This window comes from Halopseudomonas salina (assembly GCF_008641105.1).
Genome location: NZ_VTTI01000006.1, coordinates 256,851 through 272,240 on the forward strand (window position 1 = coordinate 256,851; position 15,390 = coordinate 272,240).

General features: G+C 56.7%; 10 protein-coding genes. All 10 read left to right on the forward strand.

Features of this window, described 5'->3' with window-relative positions:
• The first annotated feature begins 9 nt into the window (after window positions 1–9).
• Window positions 10–1,200 (forward strand): FkbM family methyltransferase, encoded by a 1,191-nt coding sequence (locus FZF01_RS12060; protein WP_188434395.1) that lies wholly within the window; start codon window positions 10–12, stop codon window positions 1,198–1,200.
• Window positions 1,197–3,002 (forward strand): thiamine pyrophosphate-binding protein, encoded by a 1,806-nt coding sequence (locus FZF01_RS12065; protein ID WP_223825495.1) that lies wholly within the window; start codon window positions 1,197–1,199, stop codon window positions 3,000–3,002. The genes FZF01_RS12060 and FZF01_RS12065 overlap by 4 nt, the downstream gene beginning before the upstream one ends.
• A gap of 1 nt (window position 3,003) precedes the next feature.
• Window positions 3,004–3,891 carry a sugar phosphate isomerase/epimerase family protein gene (locus FZF01_RS12070; protein WP_150278425.1) on the forward strand — a complete coding sequence of 296 codons (888 nt, stop codon included), beginning with the start codon at window positions 3,004–3,006 and terminating at the stop codon, window positions 3,889–3,891.
• Window positions 3,888–4,949 carry a Gfo/Idh/MocA family protein gene (locus tag FZF01_RS12075; RefSeq protein ID WP_150278426.1) on the forward strand — a complete coding sequence of 354 codons (1,062 nt, stop codon included), beginning with the start codon at window positions 3,888–3,890 and terminating at the stop codon, window positions 4,947–4,949. Before FZF01_RS12070 ends, FZF01_RS12075 begins: the two co-directional genes overlap by 4 nt.
• Entirely contained in the window at window positions 4,936–5,766 is an 831-nt protein-coding gene (locus FZF01_RS12080; RefSeq protein WP_150278427.1) for an SDR family oxidoreductase, read from the forward strand. The genes FZF01_RS12075 and FZF01_RS12080 overlap by 14 nt, the downstream gene beginning before the upstream one ends.
• Entirely contained in the window at window positions 5,760–6,629 is an 870-nt protein-coding gene (locus FZF01_RS12085; RefSeq protein ID WP_150278428.1) for a class I SAM-dependent methyltransferase, read from the forward strand. Before FZF01_RS12080 ends, FZF01_RS12085 begins: the two co-directional genes overlap by 7 nt.
• Before the next feature lies 1 nt (window position 6,630).
• Window positions 6,631–7,695, forward strand: a complete 1,065-nt coding sequence (locus tag FZF01_RS12090; RefSeq protein ID WP_150278429.1) for an NAD-dependent epimerase/dehydratase family protein — start codon at window positions 6,631–6,633, stop codon at window positions 7,693–7,695.
• A 13-nt stretch (window positions 7,696–7,708) separates the two neighbouring features.
• A complete protein-coding gene (locus tag FZF01_RS12095; protein ID WP_150278430.1) occupies window positions 7,709–8,668 on the forward strand; it encodes an FkbM family methyltransferase in 960 nt (319 codons plus the stop codon).
• A gap of 11 nt (window positions 8,669–8,679) precedes the next feature.
• A complete protein-coding gene (locus tag FZF01_RS12100) occupies window positions 8,680–9,984 on the forward strand; it encodes a polysaccharide pyruvyl transferase family protein (RefSeq protein WP_150278431.1) in 1,305 nt (434 codons plus the stop codon).
• Between the two features lie 122 nt (window positions 9,985–10,106).
• Complete coding sequence (locus FZF01_RS12105) at window positions 10,107–15,167, forward strand: glycosyltransferase (RefSeq protein ID WP_223825496.1); 5,061 nt, start codon at window positions 10,107–10,109, stop codon at window positions 15,165–15,167.
• Window positions 15,168–15,390: the final 223 nt, after the last annotated feature.

The following is a 15,390-nucleotide window of genomic DNA, read 5'->3' on the forward strand; positions in this document are numbered from 1 at the left end:
GCTCCATCTATGAATACCGACGATCTCACCCAGCGTTTGGAGTCGTTGCTATGCGAGCCGTTGGAGTCCATCCGCGAGCGCCAGGCCACTACTCTGGAGCGCCTGATAGGAGGCCTCGACCGTCCCTTCGCACTGTTTGGAGCCAGCCACCTTGGTCGCAAGGCTCTGATGGTTCTGAAGGAAAAGGGCTTGGCCCCTTGCGCCCTCATGGATAACAATCCGGCACTGTGGGGGACCTATATCGAATCGGTGCCGGTGTATAGCCCCGCGCAGTTAGTCGATCAATGGAGCGGCGAGCTGCCAGCAGTGATATGTACCATCTGGAGTGGCCATATCCACGATTGCATGGAAGATCGACTTAAACCGCTGCGTGAGTTGGGGTTTAAACGCATCGCACTGTTTGGGCACCTGGCTTGGCGGTATCCGCAGGATTTCTTGCCACACTATTGTATGGATTTGCCAGAGTACGTGGTGCCGGAGGCTGATGCTATCCGCCGCGCCTTCGCTCTGCTGGGAGATGAGACTTCGCGTCGGCTGTTCGTTGACCATGTCGAGTGGCGGCTGCATCTGGATCACGATCTGCTGCCGGTCTCTTCGCCGCTGCAGATTTACTTTGACGCCCGGTTCAGTACCGATTTCGCCGAGGAGGTAGTGTTCGACCTGGGCGCCTTCAACGGCGATACAATGGAGGGCTATCTGGCCAGCGGTCGCGGCTACCGCGAGTATCATTGCTTCGAGCCAGTGGCACGTAACTTCGCCGAGCTGCAGACTTGCCTGAAGCGACTGGCGCGCCCCGACCTGTATGTCCACCGCCTGGCGGTCGGCGACAACGTTGGCGGAGTGCTGATTGAAGCGACTAACGGCCCCTCGTCCAGGGTTGGTATGGGTGACGAGCGGGTGCCCATGACTACTTTGGACCACCTTGCGGCCCAGGGCATGCTCCCTACTTTCATCAAGATCGACATCGAAGGCCACGAACCTCAATGTCTCGCCGGTGGCCGTCGGCTGATTGCCGAGCTCCAGCCGCTGATCGCGGTGAGCGTCTACCACGAACAGAACCACCTATGGCGCATTCTGCTGCAGCTGCACGAATACCACGAGGGCTACCGCTACAGTCTTTGCCCCCATGTCAGTGATGGTTGGGACCTGGTTCTCTACGCGGTTCCTGCTGATCGTATCCCCGCCCCATTACCGGTATGAGTACCAATTCCATGCGTGTTGCCGATTACATCTTTGATTTCATCGCCAGACAGGGCGTTAACCACATTTTTTTCCTGCCTGGTGGTGGTGCCATGCATTTGAACAATGCGCTGTATCGCCGGACTGATCTGACGCCTGTGAGCATGTTGCACGAACAGGGCGCCGCTATTGCTGCGGAGGGCTACGCGCGTACGTCTGGTGGCCTCGGGGTATGCCTGGTGACCTCCGGGCCGGGGGCCACCAACGCCATGACGGGGCTGGCCGGGGCGTGGTTCGAGTCGACCCCGACGCTCTTCGTGTCCGGGCAGGTCAAACGTGCGGACCTGAAAGGCAACACTGGCCTGCGCCAACTGGGTACTCAGGAACTCGACATTGTCAGTGTCGCTGGGCCGCTGAGCAAATACGCGGTCTGCCTGCTGGATCCGTTGCGCGTGCGCTATGAATTAGAGAAAGCGCTGCATCTGATGCTCAGTGGCCGCAAGGGACCGGCCTGGATTGACGTGCCTTTGGATGTGCAGGCAACCGAGATAGATCCTCAGGAACTGGAGGGGTTCGTGCCGGAACAGGCAGAAGCCTCGCTTTGGCCCGAGGAGGCCGCACTGGCGCGTCTGATGGGCCGGCTGCGGGCTGCCCAGCGCCCGGTACTGTTAGTGGGCAATGGCGTGCATGCCGCCGGGGCGGAAGTTGAGCTGCGCCAGTTGATCGAGGATCTGGGTATCCCGACGCTGACGACCTGGATTGGTGCCGACCTGCTGGAGCATGGGCATCCGCTTTACGTCGGACGGTGCGGCACGGTGGCACCTCGCGGACCGAACTTTGCAGTGCAGAATGCCGACCTGGTGATCGCCATCGGCTGTCGGATGGATTTTTCCATCACCGGCTTCAATCGCGCCCATTTTGCTCGCGCAGCTGAGATAGTGGTGGTTGATATCGATCCGGCAGAGATACTGAAGCTGGGCGACATGCCGGATGAGAGTTTTGTCTGTGATGCAAAAGAGTTCATTAAGCAATTGCACAGTATCAATGACGGCGGGTCGCTGGACTGCGAGGCATGGCGTGCACGCTGCGCTGCCTGGAAGGAGGCTTATGCGGTGGTGTTGCCCGAGTATCGGCAGGCGGGCGCCTACGTCAATACCTATGTATTTACCGAGCTGCTCTCTGAGTTGATGTCCGAGGGAGACCAGATCATCCCAGGTAGTTCTGGCGCGGCGCTGGACACCTTCTGGCTGGCGCTGCGCCTGAAGCGGGGGCAACGTGCGGTGGCCACTGGGGGGCTGGGCTCCATGGGTTATGGTCTGCCGGCGTCCATCGGCGGCTGCCTGGGCAGCGGCGGGCGTCGCACGGTTTCAATTGATGGTGATGGCGGCTTTGTGATGAATATTCAGGAGCTGGAAGTGGTCCGGCGCCTGAAGCTGCCGATTAAGTATTTTGTTCTCAACAACAATGGTTATGCTTCGATTCGGGCATCTCAGGGTGGGTATTTCAAACAGATCATAGGCTGCGATCCGGCCTCTGGCTTGACCTTGCCAGATATCTCGGCGCTGGCTGCAGCTTTCGGTCTGCCGGTTATGCAGGTAGATGGCACCGGTGATTTGCGCTCTACCATTGAGCAGGCTCTGGCGCTCGACGGGCCTGTGGTCTGTGAGGTCATGGTTGAGCCTGATCAGGCAATTGGTCCACGGATAACGTCGCGAATCGAACATAACGGCGTCATGGTTTCAAGTCCTCTGGAAGACCTTTTCCCCTTTCTGGAGCGCGATGAGCTGCGCGCCAACATGTTGATTCCCCTGGTGGAGGAGTGATATGACCGACTACCTGGCAGCTTATGCCGAGGGCGGCTTGTATACCATGCAAGGCCGACTCAGCGAGCCTGAAGAGGGCCGCTTTCAATCCTTCCCGCGTAGCCAGTGGCGTTTGGAAATCGAACGTGCCGCGCAGATCGGGCTGCGGGGTATCGAATGGATCTACGACCTTTACGGAGAAGGCAGCAACCCGATAGAAACCCAATCCGGACGTCGAGAGCTCGGCGGACTGCTGGAGCAGCATGGTCTTGCTGTGGTGTCCGTCTGTGCCGACTACTTCATGGATCGTCCACTTTTGCGTTGCAGTCCCGAGGAGCACGGGGCCTTGATTGACCGGCTGGAGTGGCTGCTCGGCGTGTGTGCCGAGCTGGGGGTCGGGCGGGTGGTGTTGCCATTCGTGGATGCGTCCAGCATCCGCAATGCTGCGGAGCGCGCCCAGGTGGTTGCGGCGCTGCGGCAAGTGCTGCCAAGCGCCGAGCGTCAGGGCGTGGAACTGCACCTGGAAACCGATCTCGGCCCGGAGGCGTTCCGCCAGCTGCTTGCGGAGCTTGAACACCCGCTGATTTGCGTCAACTACGATGCGGGCAACAGCGCCTCGCTCGGGTACCTACCCGAGGAGGAGTTCGCGGCCTATGGTGCGCGGGTCGGTAGTGTCCACATCAAGGACCGTCAACGGGGCGCCGGCACGGTGGAGCTGGGGCAGGGCGATACGGACTTTCGCAGCTTGCGCGAGCAACTGCTCAAATACGACTATCACGGTGATTTTGTGCTTCAGGTCGCTCGTGGCGAGGCTGGGGATGAGCCGCGCTGGCTTTCAGAAATGGCGCATCTCGCGGCTGACTGGTTGCGTGGTTGCGCCCTGAATGATGAAAAGAGAGATATAACGTGAAGATTCTGTTCTGTGGACTGGGGGGGATTGGTCAGCGCCATCTGCGTAACCTGCGCCTGTTGCTGGGTGATGCGCTGGAGGTGCACGCCTATCGTGTGCGGGGCCAGCGCATCAAGTTGCTGGACAACCTGACAATCGATGAAGGTGCGGATCTGGAAAAGGATTACGCCATCCAGGTACACCATGAGCTGGCTGAGGCGCTGGCGCAACAGCCAGCGGCGGTCTTTATCTGCAATCCCAACGCGCTACACGTGCCGGTAGCACTGGAGTGTGTGCGTGCCGGTGTTCCCGTGTTCATGGAAAAGCCGTTGGCCAGTGATCTGACAGATGTTGACCAGCTGCTTGCCGAGGTAGAGAAGCGCAAGCTGCTGTTCCATGTTGGCTACAACTTCCGTTTTCATCCCGGGTTACAGCGGCTCAAGACCTTGCTCGAAAAGGGATTCTTTGGGCGGCTTGTCAGCGTGCGCTCGGAGATCGGAGAGTATCTGCCTAACTGGCACCGCTATGAGGATTATCGGCAGATGTATGCCGCTCGGGCCGATCAGGGCGGTGGCGTCATCCTCTCGCAGATTCACGAAATGGATCTGATCTACTGGTATTTCGGTCTACCTCGCAGCCTGGTCTGCCATGGTGGCCATCTCAGCGGGTTGGAAATCGATGTGGAAGACACTGCTTCATCCTTGATGCGTTTCGAGGGTGACAATGGTTGTTTTCCTCTCATGCTGCATCAGGATTTTGTGCAACGTCCACCGTCGCGCAGATTCAAGATCGTCGGCGATGCTGGCTGCGCCGAAATGGATCTGATTGCCAACTGCTTGTATGTCTACGATGAGGTGGGAGAACTCTGCGAGCAGAACGACTTTGCCGGTTTTAACCGCAATGACATGTTTCTGGCGCAGGCCAGGCATTTTCTCGATTGTCTGACTAACGGCACCAAGCCCGTGGTGGATATCACCGAAGGTGTGCAGAGTCTGCGTATGGCACTGGCTGCACGGCGCTCGTTGCGCGAAGGGTGCGAGGTGCAATTGAGTGAGGTGAACATCCATGGCCAGCGTTGAAACGCTGTTTCGCCTGGATGACCGGGTGGCGTTGATTACCGGCGGCGCAGGTTTACTGGGCTATCAGCATGCAGCCACCATTGCGGCGCTGGGCGGCTTGCCGGTGCTGCTTGATATCAACGCCGCCGAGCTGATGAAAAACGCCGCGAGGCTTGAAGCTGAAACGGGATACAAGGCGCTGACGCTGGTCGCCGATATCACGGACGTGGACGCGCTACGCTCGGCGGATGAGCAAGTGCAGGCACATCATGGGCGATTGGATATTCTGATCAATAATGCCGCGCGTAATCCCAAGGTAGAAAAGGCTGGTGATCAGGACTTTTCCCGTCTGGAACACTTTCCCTGGGAACAGTGGCGTCTGGATCTGGATGTTGGCCTGGGTGGAGCCTTCAACTGCGCCAAGGTATTTGGTTCGCAGATGGCGCGGCAGGGTAGTGGGGTGATCATCAATATCGCCTCCGATCTTGGCGTTATTGCGCCGGACCAGCGCCTCTATCGTGTCGAGGGCCTTGAACCGGATAACCAACCGGTCAAGCCGGTGACTTACTCGGTGGTCAAGCATGGCCTGATTGGCTTGACCAAGTATCTGGCGACCTATTGGTGTGAGCAGGGCATACGCTGCAATGCGCTGTCGCCGGGTGGTGTCTATGCCGGCCAGAACGACGTGTTCGTCGCCAAGCTGACGCAGCTTATACCCCTTGGCCGCATGGCTGGCGCTGATGAATATCGCGGCGCTATCGCGTTCCTCTGCTCGGACGCCTCCTCTTATATGAATGGTGCCAACCTGGTAATCGACGGGGGTCGCAGCACATGGTGAGTCGCGAACTGATTGCTCGTCACTGTATCTGTTGTGGTGGCGGTAATTTGGAAAAGTCTCCGGCAGTATTGATGCCCTTCGTTGCGCTACGCGTTTTTGGTCATGAGCCGGTGGAAATCACCGCAGACTGGGGGCTGCGTGATTTGCGTCAAGGGATGGCCTACACCCTGTGCAACTCGCTGCAATGTCAGGAGTGTGGCGCCCTTTTCCTTGACTACCGCTTTACCGATGAGCAGATGGCAGCGCTGTACCACAACTATCGCGATGCGCAGTACAATGCGCAACGCATTCGTTTCGAGCCGGACTACGTTAAGGTCGTGCCGCATTACCATCAGCGCGCCGCCTATCTGGATGAGGTGGAGACGTGGCTAGCGCCACACTTGCCCGAGGCCCCTGCCGTACTGGACTGGGGCGGTGATAGCGGCATCAACAGCTTGTTCCGAGAGCGTAAACGCCTACTGCATATCCATGATATTTCTGGTGTAGAGCTGGTACCCGGCGCCGAGCAAGTCGACATTGAGCAAATCAGCCAGAATCACTACGATCTGGTGACTTGCAGCCAAGTGTTGGAGCATGTGTCGTTCCCACTGGAGCTTGTGGAGCGGATGCTGCCGGCCCTTGATTCTGGGGCACTGCTCTATCTGGAAGTTCCCCACGAGGCTCTGATGCGCGAGCACCCGGGCAATCTGGATCTGGCACACCGTAAGCGACACTGGCACGAACACGTTAATTTCTTTACCGAAACTGCCATGCGCCGGCTTCTGGAGCGCCTGGGCCTGACGGTGCTGGATGTGCTGCACCTGCCGGTAGACGTGGGTTGGACTCGCGGCGAGGTAATGGGCGTGTTGGCGAGGTCGACCTGACATGGAGCCGCTTCTGGACAGTCCAAAGCGTCACCCCGTGATCACCGAGGACCTGGCGCTGATCTTCTCACGGCCTGAGGATTGGCGTCGCTTCGCCGGCAGTCATGTGCTGATTGCTGGCGCCACCAGCTTTCTGGCGGCCTACCTAGTCGAGTTCTTTGCCTCGCTGAGCGAATGTTGGCCGGAGCAGCCAGTGGTAATTCACGCCTTGGCGCGGAACTCAGATAAATTACACTCGCGCTTCCCGCACCTGAGCAAGCAAAGCTGGTTCCGGCCAATAATTCAGGACGTCTGCGACCCTCTCCCGGCAATGGATCACGTGGACTTCATCGTCCATGCGGCTGGCGCGGGCAGCCCAAAGCAGTACTTGGCCGACCCCATAGGCACTACCCGCTCTAACGTTCTAGGCGTGCTCAACCTGCTTGAATTGGCGCGCCAGCATCAGTCACGCTTGCTGTTCATGAGCAGCGGTGCGGTCTACGGCCATGGAGATAGCGATAGCCCCATCACTGAAACCGATTATGGCGCCCTGGATCCCTTGGATATCTCCGCCTGCTACGGCGAGGGCAAACGAGTAGCTGAGACGCTCTGCGCCGATTACCACCGGCAGCACGGCGTGACGGCTGTCATGGCACGCATCTCCCACACCTATGGTCCGGGCATCGCGCTGGACGATGGAAGGTCTTTCGCCGATTTCATTGCCGACGCGCTGGCGGGACGAGACATTGTGCTCAGCAGTGATGGCTCTGGCAGTCGGCCGTTCTGTTATGTGGCTGATGCGACCGCCGCCTTTCTGATCCTGCTACTGCGGGGAGAGGGAGGTAACGCTTACAATGTCGGTCTCGATCAGGAGACGACTATCCTCGATCTGGCCAGACTGATCGCGCGGCTTTCACCAACCCCAGGCCTTGAGGTGAGGTGCCCCCCGCATAGTTCGACACGGCAAGCGCTGTTCCGGACCGGCGGACATTTCTGCCTCGGCAAGATGGAACGCCTGGGTTGGCGGCCGACCATTTCGCCTGAAGTGGGGTTTGAACGGACCCTGCGCTATTTCATTCAGTCCTAAATGGAAGCTCGAAATGGAAAAAATCAATAATAATCGCCTGGTTTTGGCCAAGGTAAAGTTCGATGCCGGCGAAATAGACAAATTTCAGTATGCTGAATACATCAATGATCAGCACGCCAGACTCTTCGACTATCCGCAGTTCCTGGCGGGGACCGATGTTCAGGAAATTCGCATTACCGCACAAGGGGTCGTGGTGACCTCTGCCGCTCATGGCATCGCCATGTTTATAGATGCCGTGGATCTGCACGCCACGCCCTACACCCTGCTTGACTTCGGTAGCTATGAGACAGATGAAACCAGTTTCCTTAAATCGGTGCTCTGTGATGGAGAGGTATTTCTCGACATCGGCGCCAACCTCGGTTGGTACTCTCTGGTGCTGGGCCGCAACTGCCCCAAGTCAAGAATCTATGCCTTTGAGCCGATTCCGTCCACGGTGGAGGTGCTGGAGAAGAATATCCGCCTCAACGGCCTTGAGAATATCGAGACGGTCTGCATGGGTATGTTCAACAAGGAAGACGAGCTGAACTTCCTCTTCGCCCCCGACGTGTCCGGCGCCACCTCGCTGAAGATGACTGGACAGTCCAGAGGACGTACTTCAATCCAGAATGTGACGTGCCGAACAACCACCCTGGACGTCTTTTGCGCCAGCCGCGACATAGTACCTTCGCTGCTGAAGATCGATGTGGAAGGCGCGGAGTTGATGGTAGTGCAGGGCGGCGAGAAGATCTTGGAAAGCACCCCGATCATCTTGATGGAGCTGTTGCGAAAGTGGTCCCGCGAGTTTGGTTACCACCCCAACGACGTGTTCACTCTGTTGGAGAGATACGGTTATCGAGCCTGGGTGTTCGCCGAGGATCACAAGCTAGAGGGCTGTCCTCGCGTTACCGAAAACACCATGCAGACAAACTACGTCTTCATGCATCCACAAAAGCACGCAGATGTGATTTCCCAGTGGGAATTGCCCGCCCGATAGAGGTTTGTCCCATGCTCGCGCCAACGGCCATGAAATACGGTCTTATCACCAATGTAATGACATTTGGCCACCTTACGGCCGGAAGCCGGAGTAATCTTGGCGACGATATCCAGACTCATGCGGTCGAGCATTTGTACGCTTTTATGGGTATTACGCCAGACCAGATTGTGCGGCTGAACCGATATGAATTCCAGGAGTATGACGGGCGCCACGGCTATATCCTCATGCCGATGTGTGGCTATTTCACCTTGGGTAACGCGCAAAGTCCATTGCCTCTATCGCCCTACATCATTCCGGTATACTTCAGCTTTGGGCTCTCCAGCGATGTCGATGATCCTGCAGACTTGGACCATTTTCGCCGCTACGAGCCCATAGGTACCCGAGACGAACGGGTTATGCAGATGTTCCGCTCGCGCGGCGTTGCTGCCTTCCTTTCGGGATGTTTGACCATCATTTTCCCTCGCCGCGAGCATGCCCCGGTAAAGGGCAAGGTGTTTCTTGTAGATGTGCCGAACGAAGTGCTGGAGCACATGCCCCGGGAGCTTCTCGACAAGGCGGAGCATCTGACACACGTATACCCATACGAGCGCATTCCCTCCGACCAGAAGGAAGCTGATCGTCTGGACGCTCTGGCGCGTGAATTATGCAAACGCTATGCGGACGAGGGCGTTCTGGTCGTGACCAGCCGTCTGCATTGCGCTGCTCCCTGTATCGCGATGGGGATTCCTACAATCGTTGTTGCTCACAATATCAGTGATCGTTTCGCGTGGCTGGATCGTTATGTGAAGATCCACACTCACGAAACCTTTGCCCAGATCAACTGGAATCCTAGCGTGCCTGATCTGGAGGAAACCAAGCAGATGATACTTGGCGCGGCTGCCAGACAGATTGTCCGGGCTCGCGAGCGCTGGGCACCATGGGCTGAAATCAGCGCGTTCTACGAAAGCCGTGAGTCTAGTCAGTACAACCATATGATGACGCAAGCTTTGGAGCAGATGCTGCCTCCTGGTCGAGTTCCCCTGCGCTTTGCTTTTTGGGGAGCCAATACCCACGGTGTTCGCCTGAGTCGTGCCATCGGAGAGCTGCGGCCGGGCAGCGAGCTGGTCGCAGTAATTGATGAATATTTGCAAGCAGATCGCTTCTGTGGCGTATCGGTGGTGCGCTCGGATGCTCTGGATGGACTGCGGCGTGAGGGCGTATACGTTTTTATCTCGACGTTTGCAGGACGGGAATATGCCGAGACGCGCCTACAGGAAAAAGGGGTCGAGCATGGCTGTTTGTTCCACGACCTGTTGACTTTTCATGCGCTCTCTTAAGCAAGTTGGCGGTATAGAACAATTGCCTGACTGGTATGGGCACGTATTGGCTGAAGGCATCTGGCTTGTGGCGAAGTCACTTGCAGGGATGTCTTTCCAGGTACAAAAGAAGGAAGTTGGGAATGATGGAGTTTGACTTGATGGCCGGAGGTCGTTGCCACGGCAAGCCGTGGCGGGTAGGGATCGCAGGCGTCAGCAGTGCCGACCCGGAGCGGCCTTTCGTTCTTAGCGACGCACTCTGGCTGGATTTGATGCGTCAACTGCCCTGGCAACAGCTGAAAGCTTATGCCGGAGTCCATGGATTGATCTTTGAGCCGATTTTGCACGGCGACAATGTTGATCATGATGCCCTGTTATTAGTGCTGAGCGATCATTCCGGGCAACTGCTAACGGGGTTGAGTTCGCAGGTTCGTCGTTACCTACTGCTACGAGGCAATCAAGCACGCGTGGCCCCCGAACACGAGACTTCGTTCTCACGAGTTTTTCTTCCTCTCGGCGAGCCATTCACCGATGGCCAATTGGTTTCCCTGAATCAAGCATTTACCCTGCCGGCATCCTCGGTCAGCAAATATGAATGGTTACCCTGTGATGATGAGCCTGAATTGCCAGGCTTACTCCCGCGGCAATGGTGCGAATGTCTGGAAACTGGTCGCGTGCCGGTGCATCTAGGCAACTGGTCGGTTCCTGAATGGGTCCCGCAAGGTAGCTATATCGAGGGACATGATCGGCATGGTCAAACCTCGCTGCAGGATTACTGTAACGCGCGTGTGCAGGCCGCTGGCGAAAAGCTTTATGCTTTTTTTGCGAATAAGAGCAGCTACCCCTATTCTAGCGATTTCTGGGTTACAGCGCTAACGGCTGCTATTGCTGGTGATGCCGCTACAGTTCGCGACTCGAGACCTTTGCTCAGTGTCATCATTCCGGCCTACAACTATGGTCGGTTCCTGAAGCAAACCATCTTGTCGGTATTGGATCAGGGCTATAAAAACATAGAGATCCTGGTGCTCGATAACGCATCAACCGACAACACCGCTGAGGCTGTGCGCTCGTTTGCCGATGAGCCTCGTGTCCGCTATATCCGCAACTCACGCAATGTGGGCCCCAGCTATAACGTACTCAACGGTATCCAGATCGCTCAGGGGCACTACCTGTCGCTGCTGATGGCTGACGATTATTACAACCCTGGTTTCTTGTCCAGCCTGCTGCCCCGCATGCTAGAAAATCCTGAAGTGGTTGTTGGATATACGGCGATCCGCTGGGTGAATGAGCAGGGAAATATGCTCAATATGCCCAGGCATCCGGGTTACAAAGATCAGGATTATGTGGGAGGTCGCAACGAGGTCGCGGACTTGTTGGTTCATGACAGCTACATCCCCCCGTCTGCCACGCTGATCCAGCGTGATCCCTTCTTGCAGGTTTGGCGGAGAGATTCAAAGCTCAATGGCGCCGGTGACTGGCTCTCGATGTTGCAAGTGGCAGAAAAATATCCTGACTTTATCTTCCTGAGCAAACCTGGGGTCACCTATCGAGCCCACTCTGCTCAACTCTCGACCGAGTTCTATTCTTCCAGTGCGCCGCTAGCTGACCATATACGCATAGTCGAGGGAGTCTTCGAGCGCGGGGCGGAGAATAAGCTCCGAGATCATGAACTCAGTGTTGCCGCGCATCTTCGCCGGCGCCTCGCTTTGTATCCAGGTGAACAGTCCTCGTCTTTGGGATTGCGAGTGAGTCAGCTATGTGAACGGCTAGAAGCGTTGGCTGAGTCTAATGGGCAGCCTCTGTTCGCTATCGTGCTTACCACCTATAACCGCCCAGCCATGCTGATGGATGCCCTGCGTAGCCTGGCCGAGCAGAGCCTGCAGGATTTTGAAGTCATTCTGGTCAACGATCACGGTGATCCGGTCGAGTCGTTGCTTGATGGCTTTGATTTTCCCCTGACCTACTTGCGCCAGGGCGCGAATAGAGGCCCGGCTGCCGCTCGTAATGCGGCGCTGCGGTTAGCGAGGGGCCGCTATGTTGCTTACCTTGATGATGATGACGTCTTCCTGCCCGACCACCTTCAGTCGCTGGCTATTGCGATAAAGAGCTATCCTGACGCCGTCGTTTACGCGAATGCGGTGTTTGTTACCGAGAAGCTGGAACAGGACTCCCGTATCGAGTTGGTTCGTGAGGATCGCTATGTTCACGATATCTACTCGAAGGAACGGCTGTTCGTCGACAATTACATACCGGTCAACACCTTTGCATGCGCAAGAAGTCTTGCGATAGCGGCTGGTGATTTTGATGAAACCTTGTCAGGGCTGGAGGACTGGGATTTTCTTCTGCGCCTGGCCTCCCGTGCACAGTTCATACACCTGCAGCAGACCACCGTTGAAGTCAGGATGCGCGTGGCTGACGAAACGTCTGAACGGCGATCAGAGCAAGCTGCAAAGAACTACGCCGAGCTTTACCAGGAAATCTACCGTCGCCATTCTGATCTGGGCAGCGAACAGGTTCGCCAGGGACGCGCCGCGCAGTTGCGTAGACTGGGAGTCGTTGCAAAGGGTGCCCCGGCATCCGTACGCACCTGGCTGGCTGCCAGAACCCTGACGCCAGTGCAGCAGCGTTTGATCGCCGAGTATACGGAGAAACAGAAGGATCATACGGCGCAACTGGGAGTGGTGATCATTGATCTGGATGGTGACACTGAGGGGCTGACCCGCAGTCTCGATTCGATACAGAATTTTGTCGCGGTCAATAATGTCAATCCCCTGGTGCTGAGCACTTCATCCAAGCCGGAAGGTCATCTGGGCTCCTGGTTTCAGGTTCAGCCGGATAACTGGGTCGCTACACTCAACGAGCTGCTCGTGGCCGATAACAGTGACTGGATTATGCTGGTGCGCGCAGGCGACGAATTGACCGCCAGCGGTTTGCAGATGACTTCGCTGGAACTCCTGGCCGATCCGCAGTGCCGCGGCATCTACTGCGACGCACTTTATCGTCAGGACGACGATGACTATGGCGCTGCGCTGCGTCCTGACTTCAATCTTGATTACCTACTCAGCTTTCCACGTGGGGTTGCGCAGCATTGGCTGTTTAATCGCAAACACCTACTCAGTCTTGATGGCTTTGACGAGCAGATGGGCGAGGCCATGGAACTGGACCTGATCCTGCGTCTGGTCAATCAGGAAGGTATCAGCGGCCTTGGCCATATCCCCGAACCTCTCGTCATTTCGGCAGCGCCTACCCTGCGCGACAGCCCGGACGAACGCTCAGCGATACTCTCGCATCTCCAGGCTCGCGGCTATTCAAAGGCACAATTGAGTAGCGTCCGTCCTGGCCAGTACAGGGTGGAATATGGGCATTCGGAACAACCAATGGTCTCGGTGGTGATTGTTGTGCGCGACGATTTGGCGATGGCCCAGCGCTGTGTCATGAGTGTTCTCGAAAATACTCACTACCCCAACTACGAAATTTTACTGATCGATAATCAGAGCCAGAGGTCGCCGACACTCGATTGGTTGAAGGGTGTCGAGCAAATGGGTAGCGAACAGATAAAGGTAATGCGCTCCCCGGAGCGTTTGAGTCACAGCGAAGCCTGTAATCAGGCCGCATTGAACGCCAGCGGTGATTACCTGTTGCTCTTGCGCCCAGATGTAGCGGTGATTGATGCAGATTGGCTGGATGCATTGATGAATCACGGTCAAAGACCGGAAGTCGGCGTAGTGGGTGCGCGTACGGTGAATTCGGAAGGTCTGGTTACGCACGCGGGCCTCGTGCTCGGACTGGAAGGCCCCGCTGCCGGCATGTTTCTGGGTGAGTCACTGGATGCTACAGGATACATGCAGCGTCTACAGGTAGATCAGAACATCAGCGCTGTGGCTGACAGCTGCCTGTTGGTGCGCAAGTCGCTATATGTTGACGTGGGCGGCATGGATGCCAAGCACTTTGCTGATCAGGGGAGCGATGTCGATCTCTGCCTGCGTATTACTGATAGCGGACATATGCTGGTCTGGACGCCTAGAGCTACCTTGCTTCATAGCGCTGAAAAAAAGGCTATGCCAGTTGCGGTCGAAGATGCGCTTTTCGCTCGCTGGTTGCCTCGTTTAGCGCGGGACCCTGCTTATAACCCCAACTTCTCGCTAGCCAAGCCGGGCGGCTTCAAGCTGGCTGATCCGCAGATATCCTGGCGACCTCTGAATGTCTTTCGTCCGGTACCTGTCATCTTGGCGCATCCTGCTGATGAAACCGGGTGTGGGCAGTATCGGGTCATTCAACCTTTTAGCGCGTTGAAGACAGCTGGTTTGATTGATGGTGCCCTTTCTCGCGGGCTGATGCATGTCACTGATCTTGAACGCTACGATCCGGATGTGGTGGTTCTGCAGCGACAAATAAGCAACGAACGGCTTGAGGCGATGCGGCGGATGCGTGCATTTTCCAGGGCCTTCAAAGTCTATGAGCTGGACGACTATTTGCCGAATCTACCGCTTAAAAGTGTGCATAGAAGTCACATGCCCAAGGATATTGTCAAATCCTTGCGGCGTGGCTTGTCTTTTGTCAATCGTTTTGTCGTTTCCACAGACGCCATCGCCGAAGCTTTTGGCGACTTCCATTCGGATATACGTGTCAGGCAGAACACGCTCGATCCGCTACTGTGGAGGGGGAGTTTACCCGTCAGCTACAGGCGTACCGCCAAAAAGCCGCGTGTGGGGTGGGCAGGTGGGGCGAGTCACACGGGTGATCTGGAAATGATTGAGGATGTAGTCAAAGCGCTTTCTGACGAGGTGGAATGGGTGTTCTTCGGGATGTGCCCTGACAAATTAAGGCCCTATATCCATGAGTATCATCCTGGTGTTCCGATCGCACAGTATCCGGCGGCGTTGGCGCGGCTAAATCTAGACCTGGCTCTTGCCCCGGTAGAACAGAACTTGTTCAACGAATGCAAAAGTAACCTAAGGCTTCTGGAATACGGCGCATGCGGCTATCCGGTGATATGTAGCGAACTGCGCTGTTATGAAGGCGACTTGCCGGTTACACGGGTCAAAAATCGCTACAAGGACTGGGTCGAGGCAATACGGATGCATCTTGCAGACCTTGACGCCAGTGAGGCCATGGGCGACGCCCTTCGAGATGCGGTGACTAGCCAATGGATGCTTGAAGGGGCGAATCTCGATCTTTGGCGTAAGGCGTGGTTGCCGGAATGATCTTCCAGTTGCCGAGTTAAAGAATGTCCGAATGTGGACGATAAGAGGGTAGGGCTGGTTGGTATCTCGGCCTCGCCACATTAGGTGCAGGCGGGTTGACAAAGATTTTTTTCAAAACCCCTAAAGCTTTGGTGAGTGGCGTCGATACAGTACTTGAATGCGAACTCAATGGGTGCCTGGGCAAAGCCGGCCCTGAGATCGCTGCTCAGGCAAACATAACCAA